Source organism: Agrococcus jenensis (genome assembly GCF_003752465.1).
Lineage (GTDB): Bacteria > Actinomycetota > Actinomycetes > Actinomycetales > Microbacteriaceae > Agrococcus > Agrococcus jenensis.
In genome coordinates this window covers 1808290-1822632 of the sequence record NZ_RKHJ01000001.1, presented here as the reverse complement: position 1 = coordinate 1822632, position 14343 = coordinate 1808290, and the positions used below count along the sequence as shown (strand labels likewise).

Genomic DNA, 14343 nt, shown 5'->3' with positions numbered 1-14343 from the left:
TCATCCCTCCTCAGGGAGTCGGAGCTCGACGACCGACGCGCCGAGCTGAGGACCGCCGGAGCTGTACTCGAAGTCCGAGTCGAGGTCGGCGTATCGGAGGAACGTGCCGCGCATGCAACGCTGATTCGTGCTGCACGGTCGGTCCGGCGTCTCGTACTGCCCGGCGAAGTAATAGGAGTCGAGGCGGAAGGCGACGTAGCCGAAGATGTCGTACTTGGCGTTGTTGCCCTGACCGACATAGACGTCGAAGACGGGCAGCAGGACGGTCTGGCCGATCCATTGGCTGAAGTCCGAGGGCGAGCAACCGTTGGGAGGTGCGTTGCCAGGGTCGGAGGGCGCCCACGAGTCGATGTCCGTGACTGCGTCGCCGCAGCCGTCAGTCGGCTCGAGCCATCCGAAGCCACCGGGAACGAGATTGCCGCTCGGCCCAGTGCAGTCGGTGCCCGACGTCTTCGTGGCCAGGATCGTGCGGGTGACGCCGGCCGCCGGGATCTGGAGACCGACCACCTGATTCGCGGTGTTCCGGATCGCCGGGAGACCGGCCTGCACGGCGAGCTCGCACCACGAGAAGGCGAACGGCATGACGGCGGGACCACCGGTCGGGTAGCCCCACGATGCCGCCGACCGCGCCTCGATGGCGACATCATCCTCGCCTGCGGCGCCACCGAACCAGAAGTCGCGCTCTGAGTCGTTCGCCACCTCGACCCAACCCGGGTCCAGTTCTGCGCTCGCGGTCGGAGCGCCGCCGGCAGGAGCGTTCGCGGTCGCCAGCTCCTGCGCGACCGCGTCGGCCACATCATCGGTGCATGGGGCGACCGAGCACTGCTGCGCGATCGCGAGCGCACCGGCGTCGGCGCCATGCTGCAGGCGCTGCCGGTCCGTGAACATCGCGGACGCGTCGATCGCAAGGGCAGCCACGATGAGCAGCGGCACCATGAGGATGCCGACCCATACGGCGACCGCGCCGCGGTCATCGCGGGAAGACCTCATCCGTTGCATCGCATGCTTCCTGTACCCGTGAGTGTGATGGCGCCGAGCCCCAGCAGCGAGAAGTCCTCGAGCTCGATGGTGACGTGCGCGAGCCGATCGTTCGTGGCGGAGGCCGCAGTGGCGCACGCACTCAGATCGACGGTGATATCGGTGGCGGCGAGCGCCACCGAGGAGGAGGCGGAAGCCTGAGCGGTGCTCCTGGCGAGCGCGACGGCATCCGTCGCGTTCGTGAGCGTGGCGACGCGCACACCGTCGCGCGCCGCGTTGTCGAGCACCGACTGGATGTGGAACATGTAGCCGAAGGCGATGATCCCGATCGTCATCATCGCCAGCAGCGGCAGCACGAGCGCGAACTCGACGAGTGCGGCGCCGCGATCTCCGCGTCGTTCCATTGAGGCCTCTGATCTTCCTGTCGCAGCGATCCCCTGACGAGACTGCGGCACCTGGCACGAATGCCAGGTGCCGCACACGACGTCCGCGAAGGGTTCGGATCAGCCCTCGGTCGCGGCGCCACCCGTGGTGTCGACGGAGTCGGCGACGCCGGTGAACAGGTCGGCGAGGATCGGCGTCAGCAGCACGACGGCGGCGATGACCGCAGCAGCCATGAGGGCGACGAGGATGCCGTACTCGACTGCGGTCGCGCCGCGGTCGTTCTTCTTGTCGAAGCGGTCGGCGACGAAGGTCTGGGCAGCGATGATGAAGGCGTACATGGGGGGGGTCCTTACGTGACAGGGGCCGGGGCTGGGGTTCCGGTGCCGAGCGAGGTGCCGACCCCGTTGGGCCGACTGCAGGATCGTGTCACGTAGTTTGCCCAAAGTGCAACAATGCGTAGTCTCAGTTTTTGCCCAAGAGGGCCGTTGCTCCCTCAGCATCTCGCCCGAATGGCTATTCTTGGTTGACCGAAACAGTGTTACAGCGCAGACTGGCCCCGCCACGGCGCATCCCAGACCGACACATGCGGACACCTTCGCGAGACCGGACATCACCATGAGACACCCCCGCTTCCCTGCCCCTGCAGACCACAGCATCGACCGTGCGACAGCCCGAGCGGTGCGTCATGCCTGACGCCACGCACGCACCCGAGGAGCTCGGGCTGCGCGAGCGGAAGAAGATCCTGACCCGCGAGACGATCGCGAGCGCGGCCTTCGAGCTCGTCCAGCAGCACGGCATCGACGAGGTGACCGTGAACGACATCGCGGAGCGGGCCTTCGTGTCCCCCAGGACCGTCTCCAACTACTTCTCCTCCAAGGAGGCGGCGATCGTCGCGGCCGACGAGCACGAGCCGATCGAGATGCTCGCCGGGTTCGACGAGCGGCCCGAGGACGAGCCCCCGCTCCAGTCGCTGCGGGCCGTGCTCGCTGGGACGGTGCGGACCTGGACCGACGACTACGTCGAGCGGCTTCGCGCCAAGGAGCAGCTCATCGACCGTGCGCCGGCACTGCTGCCGCACCGCATGGCGCAGTACGACGAGCTCGAGGACGCCATCCGGATCGCGGTCGCGCAGCGCGAGGGGGTCGACCCTGACGTGGACCCGTTCTCCCGGCTCATCGCGGGCGCAGCCGCCGCGGCGGTCAAGACCGCCATCCGCGTCTGGGTCAACACCGGCGCCGGCCCGCATGACCTCGCCGAGCTCGTCGAGCACGCGTTCGACGATCTGGAGTCGGGTCTCAGCCACGCGGCCTGATCCCCGGCATCGCGCCGCTGGCATAGCATCGGCGCGATGCCGCCGATCGTGATCGCCCTCTCCGCAGCGCTGTGCGCCGCGGCAGCGGCATCGCTGATCGGACGGGCCCGCCGGATCGCCGCGAGCGACTCCCCGTGGCTGCGCCCGTGGGTGGCCGGCCTCCTGGGCGCCGTCGGCGGGGCGTCCGCTGCCGCCGTGACGGAGCACTGGGCGGTCACCGCGGCGCTCTGCGCGCTCGCCATCGGCTGCGCACTCCTCGTACCGGTCGACCAGGCGGTGCTGCGACTGCCGGATGCGATCGTGTGGCCCACGACGGGTGCGGTGCTCGCGATGCTGCTCGTCGCTGCCGGAGTGACCGGTGAGTGGGGGCGGCTCGGCACGGCGGTCCTCGCCATGCTCGCCGTCGGCGCCGGCTACTTCGTGCTCGCGTTCATCTCCCCCACGAGCCTCGGCCTCGGCGACGTCAAGCTGTCGCTCGTGCTCGGCCTGACCCTCGGATGGTTCGGCTGGCCCGCGGTGCTGCTCGGCGTCCTCGGCGGCTTCCTGGTGTTCGCGCTCGCCGCGCTCGGCCTGCTCGTGGCGCGGCGCACGACGATGCAGGCCGAGCTGCCGTTCGGCCCGTGGATGATCCTCGGTGCGGCGCTCGGCCTCGCCTGGGTGACGGTCGGCGGCTAGTCCGCGCCAGTGCTAGATTGGGCGCTGCTGCCTCGGCAGCCCGGCCCCCATAGCTCAGGGGATAGAGCGTCTGCCTCCGGAGCAGAAGGCCGCAGGTTCGAATCCTGCTGGGGGCACGAACATGCGTGTCGAAGGCGCTTTCGCGCCTTCGACGTTCGTGCCCCCTCGGGCCCGTCCCGGGCCCGAGCCACCGATCCGCTTGACGGAGGCCATTTCGCGCCTCCAGCGAAAGCCCTCAGCGCCCGCGCTGCCCCGCCGTCTCCTCGCGCGCATGCGCCTCGATGAGATCGCTCACCCCTCCCTGGAACAGCGACAGCCCGAGGCCGAGCAGGATGCCGCCGAACAGCAGCAGCGCCTGTTCGAAGCGCGACTGGTCTCGATTCTCGAACAACCAGGTCGGCTGGTCGGTGTAGAGGAAGTCGCTCGCGAACCAGCTCGGGGTGTACCAGGTGCTCCACCCGGTCGAGTCGGGCGATGCGACGGGATACGAGTCCTCGATCGTCGCGCTCGTCGCCCGCTCGACCCAGAGGTACGCCTGCAGGCCCGTCAGCTCGTCGTCGCCGCCCTCGATCGTGGTCGCGTTGAACTGGGGCGCGAAGAGCGTCGATCGAACAGCCGCCATGGGGCTGCCGCCGCCCGTCGCCCACAGGACCGTCGACGCGATCGTGCAGCCGTGCGCGAGCGGCCTGCCCCCGTCGCTCGCATCCAGGGCCGGCACGGCGTCACCGGCGTAGATCGTCGACAGCTCGCCCTCGATCCGCAGGAACGCGAGCTCCGACTCCTCGACGTCCGCACCCGTCGCGGAGAGCAGGTCCGAGCTGCGGTCGATGTCGTAGGCCCGCCTCGTCGACGGATCGAGCTCGGCGGCGGCGACCGCAGACGGCGCGACCGCGTCGGCGCCGCACGACACGGCGCCCTCCAGGCCTCGACCGACGAGAGTCAGCTGGAAGTCGATGGGTGCCCGCTCGGCGCCCGAGTCGGACTTCTCCGCCAGCTCCACCGCGAAGCGGAAGCGGTACTCGCCGGCATCGTCGATCTCGGAGCGCACCTGCACGGTGTACGGCCGCCCGTCACCCTGCGTCGCCACCACGATCAGCGGCCGCGTGCCCTGGTCCGGCCAGCGCTGCTGGTAGACCCGGAGCACGAGCGGGATGACGAGCGCGAGGATCGCGAGACCGAGTCCCAGCATCAGCCAGGCCTTCACGCGCCGCGCCTGCCGCTGTGTCCACATGAGCCCGCCTGTCTGTGGCGCCGGACCGGGCGCGCCGCGCGGTCTGCCGACGCGCGTATGATAACAGCGTTGCCAGGGCGATGGCCGCCCCGTTGTGCTCGGCGCACATCCGAGAGGGCGTTGGGGTACACGACACGCGGATCGATCACACCTGCGTCTGAAACAGCGTCCGTGACCGCGTACGCTCTGCATCATGGGAAGACCACGCCTGCATGACGAGCACCTCCGCCAGCGCCTCCTCGAGGCCGCGACGGAGCTGATGGCGACCGAGGGACCTGACTTCTCGCTGCGCCCGCTCGTCGCATCGATCGGCACGTCGACCTCGGCGGTCTACTCGCTCTTCGGCTCGCGCGGCGAGCTCCTCGAGGCGATCACGCTCCGCGCCGCGAGCTCGCTCGTCGACGCGCAGAACGAGGCAGACGTCGACGACCCGGTGCAGCGCATCCTGGGCCTCGCGCACGCTTGGCGCCAGTGGGCGACCGAGAACGCGTCGATGTTCCAGGTGGTCTTCGGGCGCGGCGAGTCGACGCCTGCGGTCGACGAGGCGCGCGACAGCACCACCGAGCCGCTGCTGCGCGCTGTCCGGTCCGCGGTCGAGCAGGGCGTGCTGCACGGCGACCCCGAGACGTCGACGCGCACGATCTTCGCGGCCATCCACGGCGCCATCACGCTCGAGCTGCTCGGCCTGTATCCCGCCGAGCAGGCCGACGCGCTCTTCGACGCGCAGCTGGCCGCGATCTGGCGCAGCTGGGCGACGCCGGAGCACGTCGACGCGGTCGCCGCCTGAGGCATTGCCACCCATACCCCTCAGGGGTATCATGGACGCATCATGAGCATCGCCACCGCCGCCCCCACGCACGGCTACACCGCCGACAAGGACGCCCTCCTCAAGCGCCTGCGCCGTGCTGAGGGCCAGGTGCGCGGCGTCGCGCGGATGGTCGACGAGGATGCGTACTGCATCGACATCCTGACGCAGGTCTCCGCCGCCACGAAGGCGCTCGAGACCGTCGCGCTGCAGCTGCTCGAGGACCACCTCGCGCACTGCGTCGCCGAGGCGGCCGAGTCCGGCGGCCCCGTCGCGCAAGCGAAGCTCGCAGAGGCGAGCGCCGCGATCGCGCGCCTCGTCCGCTCCTGATCGATCCCGCAAGCCATTCGCACGAGGAAGGCACCACCATGCTCCAGAACATCGAGATCCTGGCCACCCCCGCCGAGGCTGAGGCCGACGCGCAGGCGCAGGCCGGCGGCTGCTGCGGCGGCGGCGCCTGTGGCGTCTCGTCGGCTGCGACCCCGTCTGCGACCGCGCAGACGTTCGAGGTCGACGGCATGACGTGCGGCCACTGCGTCTCGTCGGTCACCGAGGAGCTCTCCGGGCTCGCGGGCGTCGAGGGCGTCGACGTCCAGCTCGTCGCCGGCGGCCGCTCGACGGTCACCGTCTCCGCCGACGCACCGCTGCGCCTCGATGACGTGCGCGCCGCCGTCAGCGAGGCGGGCTACACGCTCGTCGAGGCCTGAGCCAGAGCCCAGCGCCGATCCGAAGCATCGCGAGCGCCGGTCCCCTCGGGGGCCGGCGCTCTGCTCGTGGTACCGCGTGCGCCGGCGCCTCGCCGCTCGGACCCCTGGCGCACGAGCGCCGCGCGGGTCTAGTGTCAGTGCAGATCCCCGCGGTCACGGCGCTCGGATCCCGTCGTCAGGGGTCATCATGCAGCGTCGCTCGATCGCCATCCTCGCCGCCTTGGTCGTGGGCGCCTCCGCCCTCGCCATGGCCACCCCCGCCTCGGCGTCCGACCCGCCGGACGGCGCCGTCTACGTCGCACTCGGCGACTCCGAGGCCGCCGGCACCGGCAACCTCCCCTACGTCGACAGCGATTGCCTGCGCTCCCGCAGGGCGTACCCGGCGCAGCTCGGCGACACGCTCGGCACCGGGGTCGCCTCGAGCGCGTGCGCAGGGGCGACCACGGACGATGTGATCGCGACCCAGCTCGGTGACCTCGGCGTCGACACGCGGCTCGTCACCATCACCGCGGGCATCAACGACGTCGCGTGGCAGCGGGTGCTGCTCGAGTGCCGTGCCGGCGGCGACCCGCTGGCCTGCGGCCAGGCGCAGGCCGACGCCTTCGCCGCCATCGCCGCGCTGCCCACCGACATCGCGCAGATGCTGGCGGCCGTGCGCAGCCAGGCGCCGAACGCGCAGATCCTGGTCACCGGCTATCCGCTGCTGTTCGGCGATCTCGCCGACGGCGTCTGCAGGGCCGGCACCTACCGCGGCACCCACGTCGTCTTCAGCGCCGCGGACACGCAGTTCGTCAACACCGGCATCGAGCTCGTGAACGCCGCGATCCTCGGCGGGCTCGTCGGGTACATGAGCGCGACCGGCGACGAGGGCGTCTCGTACGTCGACGTCACCGCGGCCTTCGACGGCCACGGCCTCTGCGACTCGGGCAGCCCGTGGATCAGCCGGGTCATCTCGGGCACCGCCACGGTCGATCGCGGGTTCCACATCGACGGCCGCGGCATGCGGGCGTACGCCGACGCGCTCGCGGCCGCGGCGCCCGACATCCCCTAGCCCCGCGCGGCGGGCGGCGAGCTACGCGGCCTGCTCGATGCGCACGAGGTTGCCCGCGGGGTCGCGCAGCGCGATGTCGCGCACGCCCCAGAACTGGTCGGTGGGCTCCTGCACGATCTCGACGCCGTCGGCGCTCGCCGCGCGCTCGAACACCGCGTCGAGGTCGCCGGCCCGCAGGTTGACGCTGCCGAGCTCGCCCTTCGCGAGCAGCGCCGCGATCGCCTCGCCGTCCTGCTCGGACCGCCCGGCGCGCGGATGCGACAGCACGAGCTGGATGCCGGGCTGCGACGGCGGCGACAGGGTCACCCAGCGGAACCCCTCGTTCTCGACCTCGCTCGTCACCGACATCCCGAGGACGTCGCGGTAGAAGGCGACCGCGGCATCCGGGTCGTCGACGATGACATGCACTGCGCTGATGGAGATGCTCATGCGGTCGAGGCTATGCGGGCACCGCCCGGCGCGCTTCTCGGAACCTGCTCGACGGATCGCCCTTGCGGGGCCGCGTCAGCACCATCGCCAGGCAGCCCGGCATGCCGTCGAGCGCCTCGTGATCACGGGCGCGGTAGGCGCTGGGCGTCTCCCCCATCAGCTTCGTGAAGCTCGCCGAGAACGAGCCGAGGCTCGTGCACCCGACCTGCATGCATGCATCCGTGACGCTCACCTCGCCGCCGCGCAGCAGCGCCGCGGCGCGCTCGATGCGCCGGGTCATGAGGTACGCGTACGGCGTCTCGCCGTAGGCGTCGCGGAAGCGGCGGCTGAAGTGGGCGCTCGACATCAGCGCGGTGCGCGCGAGCGCCGCGACGTCGAGCGGCCGCGCGAACTCGCGGTCCATCCGGTCGCGCGCGCGCCGGAGCCGGCGCAGCTCGTCGAGGTCGACCATCGGCCCATCATCGCCGATGCGCGGCTCAGTCGGGCAGGGCCTCGACGAACGCGGTCACCTGCCGGCGCACGCGGTCGCGGATGCGCCGCACCTCGTCGGTGCTGAGCCCAGCCGGGTCGTCGAAGTCCCACACCTCGATGCGCTGGCCCTCGACGAGGTCGAAGGGGTGCTCGATGAGCATGGTGATGATCACGTCGGCGGCCCGCGCGAGGTCGTCGGTGACGGGCTTCGGGAAGCTGTCGGTGAGCGGCACGCCGTCCTCCGCCATCACGTCGCCGACCGTGCGCAGCACCTGGTCGGCCGGGTTCAGCGCGCCCGAGAGCGCCACGACCCTGCCCTGGCCCAGCACGTTGAGGTAGGCGGCGGCCATCTGCGAGATGCCGTCGTTGCGGATCGACTCGACCAGCACGCGCAGCGGCGCGCCCTCGGCGTGGGTCGCCCGACGGTCGAGCGCCTCCAGCCGATCCCCCGCGAACTGCAGCGCGAGCGGCGGCAGGTGCGAGTGGACGCGCGCGCCCCGCGCGAGCGTCGCGTGCGACTCGAAGACCACGCGCTCGACGAGCTGCGGATCGAGGCCCGGATGGCGCGCGGCGAGGCGCTTCGCGCCGCTGCGCAGCACCGCGTCCGGCGAGCTGCCTCCGTCGTCGGACTCGATCATGTCGGCTCCTTCGGTCGACCCCGCGCGTCCAGGCTACGGGCGGCCGGAGCGCCTGCCAAGGGTCAGAGCGCGGGCGCGTGGCGCTCGAGGAAGCCGTAGAGCTCGGCGTCGTCGACGCCGGGGTAGGTGCCCGACGGCAGCGGGGCGAGCGTGTGCTGGTGCATGCGGGCGGACGCCCACGACTTGCGACGCCAGCGCTCGACGAGCGCGTCGTCCGGTCGCGCGCAGCACCGCTCGTCGGGGCACGTCGAGACCTCGCGGAACGCGGTCTGGGCGCCGCGGAAGTACTTCGCGTCGTCGAAGCGCACGCCGAAGGAGATCGAGAACTCGCCGTCGGCGCCAGAGCCGGTCTGCGTCGAGCACCAGTACGTCCCATTCGGGGTGTCGGTGTACTGGTAGAACTCCGTCGTCCGCGAGGTGCGCTCGAACGCGCTGCGGGCGGCGAACTTGCGGCAGACGAGCTGGCCCTCCGCATGACCGGACGCGTCGACCGGGATGGGGATGCCGTCGTTCTCGTACACGCGCGACAGCGCGCCGTCCTCCTGCACCCGCAGGAAGTGCACGCGCAGGTCGAGGTGCGTGGTGGCGAGGTTCGTGAAGCGCATGGCTGCGGTCTCGTGCGTCACGCCGAATGCGTCGCGGAAGTCCTCGACCGCGAGGTTGCGCTCCTTCTTCGCCTTCCGCAGGTACTCGACGGCCCGCGAGCGCGGCATGAGGGTCGCGGCGGCGAAGTAGTTGATCTCGAGCCGCTGCTGGAGGAACTCGCTGTAGTCCTGCGGCTCGTGGTGGCCGAGCAGCCGGTGCGCGAGCGCCTGCAGCGACATCGAGCGGAGGCCGTGGCCGCCGGGGATCGACGCCGGCGGCAGGTAGATGCGGCCGTTCTCGAGGTCGGTGACCGAGCGCGTCGAGTGCGGCAGGTCGGTGACGTAGACGAGCTCGAAGCCCAGCCGGGCCGCCATCTCGCTGACGGTGCGGTGCGTGAGGCTGCCGCCCTCGTAGCCGACGGCGCGCAGCTGCTCCTCGGCGAGGTCCTCGATCTCGGGCAGGGCGTTCGACTGCTCGCGCATCCGGTGCCGCAGCGCAGTGGCGTCGCGACGCGCCTGCTCGGGGGTGGCGATGGCCTCGCGCGCCCGGCGGTCGAGCTCGCGGTGCATGCCGACGAGGGCTGCGAGCAGGTCGTCGCCCATCGAGCGCGTCGGGCGCACGGTCGGCAGCCCGAGGCGCCGGTAGCTCGCGCCCTCCTGCAGGCGCTGCAGGTCGAGCTCCATGCGCGAGCGCTCGCTCGGCGGCTCGGGGTCGAGCAGCTGCGCGGTGCCGACGCCGAGCACCTCGGCGATCGCCTGCAGGTGGCTGAGCTTCGGCTCGCGGTGGCCGTTCTCGATGAGCGAGAGCTGGCTGCCGGCCAGGCCGATCCGCTCCCCCAGCGCATCGAGCGTCAGCCCGGCGGTGGTGCGGAAGTGCCGGATGCGGTGCCCGAGGATTGCTGCGTCGACCATGGCACCAGTGTACGAAACTTCTGCCGATCCTTCCGGCATGCGTCTCACCGGCAGTCTCGCCGGGCAGATCCGGCGTAACGGCGGACCCTGATCGCGCCGACTGCGGCCGCGGATGGGTCGATTCCCCGCGACTAGCCCGCCATCGGTCGCAGCGACGCTTCACGACTGCGAAGGAAACCGCGAATCTTCTCTCGGAGAGACGGCTCCAGAGCGTAAGCGGCGCGCAGACTCGGAGCATGACGATCCTTCCCGCTGCTCCGTCCCGCTCCGCCGCCAAGCCCGTGCGGGCGAAGGCGGTGCACGCGCCCGAGGGCGCCGACCCCGGCGTCGTCGCCTGGGTCGCTAGCGTCGCGAACCTGCTCGAGCCCCGCGACATCGTCTGGTGCGACGGCTCCGCCGAGGAGCTGCAGCGCGTCACCGACGTGATGCTCGAGGCCGGCACGATCGTCCCCGTCCCCGCGCGACCGGGCAGCTACCTCGCCCGCTCCCACCCGGGCGACGTCGCCCGCATGGAGGACCGCACGTTCATCTGCGCCGAGGACGCGGACGACGCCGGACCCACGAACAACTGGCGCGACCCGCAGTCGATGCGGCAGGTGCTCGGCGGCCTCTTCGACGGCGCCATGGCCGGCCGCACGATGTACGTCATCCCCTTCTCGATGGGACCTGTGGGCGGCCCGATCTCGAAGCTGGGCATCGAGCTCACCGACTCTCCCTACGTCGTCGCATCCATGCACTTCATGACCCGCGTCGGCACGGCGGCCCTCGAGGCGATGCACGGCACCGACGACTGGGTGCCGGCGGTGCACTCGGTCGGCGCGCCGCTCGCCGAGGGCGAGCAGGACGTGGCCTGGCCGTGCAACCCGACCCGCTACATCTCGCACTTCCCGGAGACGCGCGAGATCTGGTCGTTCGGCTCGGCCTACGGCGGCAACGCGCTGCTGGCGAAGAAGTGCTTCGCGCTCCGCATCGCGTCGGTGCAGGCGCGCGACGAGGGCTGGCTCGCCGAGCACATGCTGCTGCTGCGCATGAAGCACGAGGACGGCCGCCAGCTGCACCTCGCGGGCGCCTTCCCGTCGGCGTGCGGCAAGACGAACCTCGCGATGCTGCAGCCGACGATCCCCGGCTGGACCGTCGAGACGCTCGGCGACGACATCGTCTGGATGCGGCCCGGCCCCGACGGCCGGCTCTGGGCGATCAACCCCGAGAACGGCTTCTTCGGCGTCGCCCCCGGCACGAGCGAGAAGACCAACGCGACCGCGATGGCGATGATGGACCACGACACGATCTTCACGAACGTGGCGCTCACCGCCGACGGCGACGTCTGGTGGGAGGGCATGACGAAGGAGACGCCGGAGGGCCTCATCGACTGGCAGGGACGCCCCTACGACCCGGCCAACGGCCCGGCGGCGCACCCCAACGCCCGCTTCACCGTGCGCGCCGAGCAGGCGCCGTCGATCGCGCCCGACTGGGACGCCCCGACGGGCGTGCCGCTCGACGCGATCATCTTCGGCGGCCGCCGTCCCTCGCAGGTGCCGCTCGTCATGCAGGCGCGCGACTGGGAGCACGGCGTCTACGTCGGCGCGACCGTCTCGAGCCAGCAGACCGCCGCCGCGGAGGGCCCGGTCGGCGAGATCCGCCGCGACCCGTTCGCGATGCTCCCCTTCTGCGGCTACAACATGGGCGACTACTTCACGCACTGGATCGACATGGGCCACCGGCTGGGCCGCGGCGCGCCGAAGATCTTCTCGGTCAACTGGTTCCGCCGCGACGACGAGGGCGGATTCCTCTGGCCCGGGTTCGGTGAGAACGCGCGCGTGCTCGAGTGGATCGCGGGCCGCGTCGCCGGCACCGCGAGCGGCGTCGACACCGCGATCGGCGTCATGCCGGCCGACGACGCGCTCAACCTCGACGGCCTCGACATCGACCCCGCGGTGATGGAGGAGCTGTTCGAGATCGACGCGAAGGCGTGGCTCACCGAGCTCGTCGACGTCGAGGCGTTCTTCGGCCAGTTCGGCCGCGCGCTGCCCACGGGCCTCGTGCGCCAGCTCAACCACGTGCGGTGGCGCCTCGAGCACATGCAGCAGGCCGTCGCCGCCTGACCCGTCGGGGCGCGACCTCGCCGAAGTTCCCTCAACCGCGGGTTTCGCGATCGAAATCCCGCGGTTGGGGGAAGTTCGGCGGAGGATGGGGGCATGCAGCCGAATCCGCAGTACCGCATCGGGATCGATGACGTGCGCGCGCTCGCCCGGCGCGCGCCCTGGATGCTGCTCGTCTCGCATCCCGCGGCCGGCATGGTCGCCTCGCCGTCGCCGGTGCTCGTCGACGACGAGCACCCTGACGCGCAGGACGATGGGCTCGTGCTCGTCACCCACCTCGGCCGGGCGGATGCGCGCGGCCACGGCCTGCTCGCGGAGCGCTCCCCGGAGCAGGGGCCGCCGCAGATGCTCGTCGTGGTGCAGGGCGAGCACGGCTACATCTCCCCCAGCTGGTACGTCGGCGACGACCGCGGGCAGGTGCCCACGTGGAACTTCGAGATGGCCACGCTCACGTGCGACGTCGAGGTGCTCGATGCGGACGAGAACCTGCGCGTGCTGCACCGCCTGGTCGAGCACTTCGAGGGTCAGTACGCGTCGGATGGCGGCGTCCGGCTCGACATCGACGACGAGGGCAACCGAGGCATGGCGATGGGCACGGTGGGCCTGCGCCTGCGCGTCCGCGACTTCGATGCGAAGGCGAAGATGAGCCAGAACAAGTCGCCCGAGACGCGCGCCAGCGTGGTCGCGCAGCTCGACGCATCCCACCCCCGACTCGCCGCGCGCATGCGTGCCGCAGGCTGAGCCCCAACCATCGACGCCGCTCGTTCGTCCTAGAGGGTAGGAGGAGACTCGCGTGCCAGCCCGGTGGGAGCAGGTCTGCGCCGAGCTCGTCGCCCACCGGGGCGAGGCGCTCGTACGGTACGCGATGCTCCTGAGCGGCGACGAGGAGGAGGCGCGCGACATGGTGCAGGACGCCCTGGCGGCCACGTTCGGCCGACTCCGCAACGGCTTCGAGGTGGAGCAGGCGGAGGCCTACGTGCGCAAGGCGATCGCCAACAAGTTCCTCGATCGCGCCCGCCGGGGCCAGCGGTGGCGGCGCATCGCCCCGCTCGTCGTCGAGCGCGAGGGCGTCGACTCGGGCGCGACGCTCACGGGCGAGCGGCTCGACATGGCGCACCGGCTGCAGCGGCTCTCGCCGCGCGAGCGCGCCTGCATCGTGCTGCGCTACGACGAGGACCGCACGGTCGAGCAGATCGCCACCGAGCTCGGCATCTCCGCCGGTGCCGTGAAGCGGTACCTGTCGGATGCGCTCGGCAAGCTGCGCGGCATGCTCGAGCGGGAGCAGGGACGGGCGGACCGCGAGGCGGGCGGCGCCGCGGCGGAGCAGGACCGGACGACGGGCGAGCGCACATGAGCGACGACGAGCTGCGGCGGCGGCTGCACGACATCCCCGGTCCCGGGCCGGGCATCGACGTGGACGCGGTGCTCGCGGGCGCGCGGCGCACCCGGCGGCCGAAGGTGGCAGCCGTCACCGCTGCCACGGCGGGCGCGGGGATCCTCATCGTCGCCCCCTTCGTCGCGCCGGGCCTCCAGTCGTTCCAGCCCACGAGCGCGCCGGGGCTCGCCGAGGACGCCGGCGCGCCCGCGCAGGAGGAGGGGGTCGGCGGCGGCGACGCCGGGTCGACGGAGACCGGCGCCACCGAGGCGGGTCCCGCCGATGGCGCTGCGCTCGCCGACGCGTGCGCGGCAATGACTGCATCAGGCATCGGCATCCAGCTGCGCTTCCTCGACGACCCCGTCGACGGCGCGTCGGAGCTCGCCGTCTCGAGCCTCCTGGACGTGGATGCCACCATCACGCTCGAGGCGGCCGGCAGCGCCGCGGTCGATGCGCAGGGCGTCCCGCTGGCTGCGGCGCTGGACCCGGGCCGAGTCCTCCGCCTCGAGCTCACCGCTCGCGCCACCGGCTCGACCCCGGTCGACCTCGGCCCGCGCGCGGACTGCGGCGTCCCCGGCGAGGCCGCCGGCATCGCGCCGCTCGCCCTCGTGACGCTCGTGCACGACGGCGAGACCTCGACCGCGATCGTCGTCGGCGACCCCTGGGGCGTTCGCTGAGAGCGGCGCGGACGG

The 14343-nt window shown here is 71.8% G+C and carries 18 protein-coding genes and 1 tRNA gene; 11 read left to right on the top strand and 8 right to left on the bottom strand.

From position 1 onward, the window contains the following. The 3 genes from EDD26_RS09020 to EDD26_RS09010 form a co-directional block, all read right to left on the bottom strand. Window positions 1-990, bottom strand: coding sequence for a TadE/TadG family type IV pilus assembly protein (locus EDD26_RS09020; RefSeq protein ID WP_281273319.1), 990 nt, complete (start codon window positions 988-990; stop codon window positions 1-3). Further along, a complete protein-coding gene (locus EDD26_RS09015) occupies window positions 987-1382 on the bottom strand; it encodes a TadE/TadG family type IV pilus assembly protein (RefSeq protein ID WP_123697415.1) in 396 nt (131 codons plus the stop codon). Before EDD26_RS09015 ends, EDD26_RS09020 begins: the two co-directional genes overlap by 4 nt. 99 nt (window positions 1383-1481) lie before the next feature. Beyond that, window positions 1482-1700, bottom strand: a complete 219-nt coding sequence (locus EDD26_RS09010; protein ID WP_123697414.1) for a Flp family type IVb pilin — start codon at window positions 1698-1700, stop codon at window positions 1482-1484. 347 nt (window positions 1701-2047) lie between these two features. Here EDD26_RS09010 and EDD26_RS09005 point away from each other — a divergent pair, with 347 nt between their 5' ends. From EDD26_RS09005 to EDD26_RS08995, 3 genes are all read left to right on the top strand, one after another. After that, a complete protein-coding gene (locus EDD26_RS09005; protein ID WP_123697413.1) occupies window positions 2048-2674 on the top strand; it encodes a TetR/AcrR family transcriptional regulator in 627 nt (208 codons plus the stop codon). A 36-nt stretch (window positions 2675-2710) separates the two neighbouring features. Next, window positions 2711-3349, top strand: a complete 639-nt coding sequence (locus tag EDD26_RS09000; RefSeq protein ID WP_123697412.1) for an A24 family peptidase — start codon at window positions 2711-2713, stop codon at window positions 3347-3349. A gap of 43 nt (window positions 3350-3392) precedes the next feature. Further along, window positions 3393-3465 (top strand) — tRNA-Arg (locus EDD26_RS08995). A 119-nt stretch (window positions 3466-3584) separates the two neighbouring features. Here the strand turns inward: EDD26_RS08995 and EDD26_RS08990 are convergent. Then, on the bottom strand, window positions 3585-4553 hold the full coding sequence (locus EDD26_RS08990) for a hypothetical protein (protein ID WP_123697411.1): 969 nt from the start codon (window positions 4551-4553) through the stop codon (window positions 3585-3587). Window positions 4554-4773: 220 nt separating this feature from the next. On the opposite strand from EDD26_RS08990, the gene EDD26_RS08985 reads away from it, so the two are divergent. From EDD26_RS08985 to EDD26_RS08970, 4 genes are all read left to right on the top strand, one after another. After that, a complete protein-coding gene (locus EDD26_RS08985; RefSeq protein ID WP_123697410.1) occupies window positions 4774-5367 on the top strand; it encodes a TetR/AcrR family transcriptional regulator in 594 nt (197 codons plus the stop codon). Window positions 5368-5409: 42 nt separating this feature from the next. Continuing rightward, the gene (locus EDD26_RS08980) at window positions 5410-5715 is read left to right on the top strand and encodes a metal-sensitive transcriptional regulator (RefSeq protein WP_123697409.1); all 306 of its coding nucleotides are present in this window, start codon (window positions 5410-5412) and stop codon (window positions 5713-5715) included. A gap of 38 nt (window positions 5716-5753) precedes the next feature. Beyond that, window positions 5754-6092 carry a heavy-metal-associated domain-containing protein gene (locus EDD26_RS15050; protein ID WP_123697408.1) on the top strand — a complete coding sequence of 113 codons (339 nt, stop codon included), beginning with the start codon at window positions 5754-5756 and terminating at the stop codon, window positions 6090-6092. A 187-nt stretch (window positions 6093-6279) separates the two neighbouring features. Continuing rightward, a complete protein-coding gene (locus tag EDD26_RS08970) occupies window positions 6280-7143 on the top strand; it encodes an SGNH/GDSL hydrolase family protein (protein ID WP_170165595.1) in 864 nt (287 codons plus the stop codon). A 21-nt stretch (window positions 7144-7164) separates the two neighbouring features. Here the strand turns inward: EDD26_RS08970 and EDD26_RS08965 are convergent, their stop codons facing one another. From EDD26_RS08965 to EDD26_RS08950, 4 genes are all read right to left on the bottom strand, one after another. After that, entirely contained in the window at window positions 7165-7572 is a 408-nt protein-coding gene (locus tag EDD26_RS08965; RefSeq protein WP_123697406.1) for a VOC family protein, read from the bottom strand. Between the two features lie 10 nt (window positions 7573-7582). Continuing rightward, complete coding sequence (locus tag EDD26_RS08960; protein WP_123697405.1) at window positions 7583-8023, bottom strand: helix-turn-helix transcriptional regulator; 441 nt, start codon at window positions 8021-8023, stop codon at window positions 7583-7585. Window positions 8024-8048: 25 nt separating this feature from the next. Beyond that, the gene (locus EDD26_RS08955) at window positions 8049-8681 is read right to left on the bottom strand and encodes an arsenate-mycothiol transferase ArsC (protein WP_123697404.1); all 633 of its coding nucleotides are present in this window, start codon (window positions 8679-8681) and stop codon (window positions 8049-8051) included. A 62-nt stretch (window positions 8682-8743) separates the two neighbouring features. Then, the gene (locus tag EDD26_RS08950) at window positions 8744-10177 is read right to left on the bottom strand and encodes a helix-turn-helix domain-containing protein (protein WP_123697403.1); all 1434 of its coding nucleotides are present in this window, start codon (window positions 10175-10177) and stop codon (window positions 8744-8746) included. Between the two features lie 236 nt (window positions 10178-10413). Here EDD26_RS08950 and EDD26_RS08945 point away from each other — a divergent pair, with 236 nt between their 5' ends. The 4 genes from EDD26_RS08945 to EDD26_RS14715 all read left to right on the top strand — a co-directional run bounded on the left by EDD26_RS08945 (window position 10414) and on the right by EDD26_RS14715 (window position 14328). Next, window positions 10414-12279, top strand: coding sequence for a phosphoenolpyruvate carboxykinase (GTP) (locus EDD26_RS08945; RefSeq protein ID WP_123697402.1), 1866 nt, complete (start codon window positions 10414-10416; stop codon window positions 12277-12279). Between the two features lie 93 nt (window positions 12280-12372). Beyond that, window positions 12373-13017, top strand: coding sequence for an FMN-binding negative transcriptional regulator (locus tag EDD26_RS08940; protein ID WP_123697401.1), 645 nt, complete (start codon window positions 12373-12375; stop codon window positions 13015-13017). A 52-nt stretch (window positions 13018-13069) separates the two neighbouring features. Beyond that, complete coding sequence (locus EDD26_RS08935) at window positions 13070-13630, top strand: sigma-70 family RNA polymerase sigma factor (RefSeq protein ID WP_123697400.1); 561 nt, start codon at window positions 13070-13072, stop codon at window positions 13628-13630. After that, on the top strand, window positions 13627-14328 hold the full coding sequence (locus EDD26_RS14715) for a hypothetical protein (protein ID WP_170165594.1): 702 nt from the start codon (window positions 13627-13629) through the stop codon (window positions 14326-14328). Before EDD26_RS08935 ends, EDD26_RS14715 begins: the two co-directional genes overlap by 4 nt. Window positions 14329-14343: the final 15 nt, after the last annotated feature.